Source organism: Komagataeibacter kakiaceti JCM 25156, from assembly GCF_000613305.1.
The window spans coordinates 1-2,216 of sequence record NZ_BAIO01000394.1 but is presented as its reverse complement, the minus strand read 5'-3'; the positions used below and the strand labels follow the sequence as shown (position 1 = coordinate 2,216).

Here is a 2,216-nt window from a genome sequence, read left to right as displayed (position 1 = left end):
CTGACGCATCTGGCCGCGTGTAACCCCGCCAGCCCGCCCGCGCGGGTCATCATATGCGGAAGCCTGTACCTGGCCGGGGTGGTGCTCCGCCAGGATGGCTGGCAGGCAAGCTGACCCCCTCCGCGCCGTAGGCAGGAAACCATTTGAAAATAAAGGTTTCTGGGCACCGTCTTTTTTTTCAAAAAGGCGGCATTTCCTGAAGCTTTTTTGAAAAAGCTTCACCAAAAACTTCCTTATGATTTAGCCTTCCTTACCCGACAGGGGCCGCCCCTGCCCGATTTCACGCAGCGGCAGCCCGGCCATGAGCCGCTGCTCGATCCGTTCGAGCGACATGTCCCGTGTCTCGGGAATGAAGCGCCACGTCACCAGCACGAAACACAGGTTGAACCCCGCGAACAGCCAGAAGGTGGGGCCATTGCCCAGCCATTGCAGCAGGGACAGGAAGCTTGCCCCCACGATCATGTTGGCGACCCAGTTGGTCAGCGTGGAAATGGAAATGCCAAGGTCGCGGCCCTGTAGCGGCTGCACCTCCGAACACAGCACCCACATCAGCGGCCCGGCGGACATGGCGAACCCGGAAATATAGATCAGCAGCATGAACACGGAGATGATCTGCTCCGTCTGCCCCAGACTGGAATGGTTCAGCACCAGCCCAAGGAAGCCCATGCCGATCGCCATGATGATGAAGCCGGTGTACAGGATCGGCTTGCGCCCCCAGCGATCCACCAGCCCCACGGCGATAAAGGTGGCCAGCATGTTCACCAGACCCACCATGCCGTGCACCAGAGCTGCGCGGGGCCAACGTAACCCGCCAGCGCGAAGATGCGCGGGGCGTAGTACATCACCACATTCACGCCCGCGAGCTGCTGCATGGCCTGTAGCGCGATGCCCAGGAAGATGGAGCGGCGGAAATTGGCGTTATGGCGCAGCAGGCTCCAGCCGCGCTGCTTCATCTGTAACTGGCGACTGATATTCTGTATTTCCCGCATCGCGACGCTCCGGTCGTCACGCAGGTCTTCAAGCACCTGCAACGCCTCGTTACGCCGCCCGCGCATCATGAGCCAGCGCGGGCTGTAGGGCAGGAACAGCACGCCAATCAGGAACAGGACACCCGGCACCGCCGCCACGGCGAACATGCCGCGCCAGTTGCCTGAATAACTGAACATCGTATTGGTCATGAACGCGATGAAAATACCCGCCGTAATCATAAGCTGGTAGGTCGAGATCATGGCCCCGCGCGCCTGCTCGCTCGCAATCTCGGACAGGTAGAGCGGCGCGGTGAACGCCGCGACCCCGATCGCCAGCCCCATGACCACACGCCCCACGATCATGGACGGGATCGACCACGCCAGCGCGCAGGCCAGCGACCCGCCGATGAACACCAGCGCACCCACCAGCAGCGCGTGCTTGCGCCCGATCTGGTGCGACATCCACCCCCCGCATAACGAGCCCACAGCGGCCCCACCCATCATGGCGCTGACAATCCATTCCTGCGCGATGGTGGAGGCATGGAAAGCCTTCGCCACCAGATCCAGCGCGCCGGATATGACGCCAATATCAAGCCCCGCCATAAGACCGGCCAGCGCCGCAAGGCAACCGATGACAAGAGTGCGCAGACGGGCCGGGTCGAACCCGGTGGCCTGAGGCTGGTCTTCCATTAAGTCCGGTCCTTTTGATTTTTTTTATTGCCGGTTGCAGAAACTGTTTAAAAATAGATGATTGATCAGAACAATAAAAGTTTTTTGGTGACCACCTTTTTTCAAAAAAGCGGCACTTCCTCATGATTTACGCAATGTTCTCCGGGCAGGATTTTACTGTTCCGTCCGGGCAATGCCGGTCAGCAGATGGAACGGTACGCCATATTGCCGTGTGCGGTCCGGATCATTTTCCAGCAGGTCATCAATCATGAACCGCCTGAGCCGGAAGATGACCGGCCCGTTCCCCGGTGCGCTGTCCGGCGGGCCATCCGGGCCGGGCATGTCATGCTCCATCATGTCCGCCAGCCATGCGGCGACACCGGGGCGCTCCGTCAGCACCAGCGGCGCGCGCCGGGAAAATACGACCGTGCCACGGGCCTGTATCGTGTCCATCGCGGCCCGTGTCGTGACATGGTACAGGTAGCCATCCGGCCCCGCGCCCGCCTGCAGGCTGCGCGGGTTCACCATTCCCAGCCCCAGCGCCGCTATGTCCGAGATAGGTCAGCACGCGCCGTGCCG

1 protein-coding gene and 1 pseudogene are annotated in these 2,216 nt (G+C 61.3%); both read right to left on the bottom strand.

Features of this window, described 5'->3' with window-relative positions:
* Nucleotides 1-240: 240 nt before the first annotated feature.
* Nucleotides 241-1,658, bottom strand: a pseudogene (locus JCM25156_RS24720) (sugar porter family MFS transporter).
* Nucleotides 1,659-1,811: 153 nt separating this feature from the next.
* Entirely contained in the window at nucleotides 1,812-2,165 is a 354-nt protein-coding gene (locus tag JCM25156_RS24715) for a hypothetical protein (RefSeq protein ID WP_051577530.1), read from the bottom strand.
* Between the last annotated feature and the right edge of the window lie 51 nt (nucleotides 2,166-2,216).

Bases quoted from the DNA above. Each gene is read 5' to 3' on its own strand.
- JCM25156_RS24715 (WP_051577530.1), bottom strand. From the start codon at position 2,165: ATGGTGAACCCGCGCAGCCTGCAGGCGGGCGCGGGGCCGGATGGCTAC.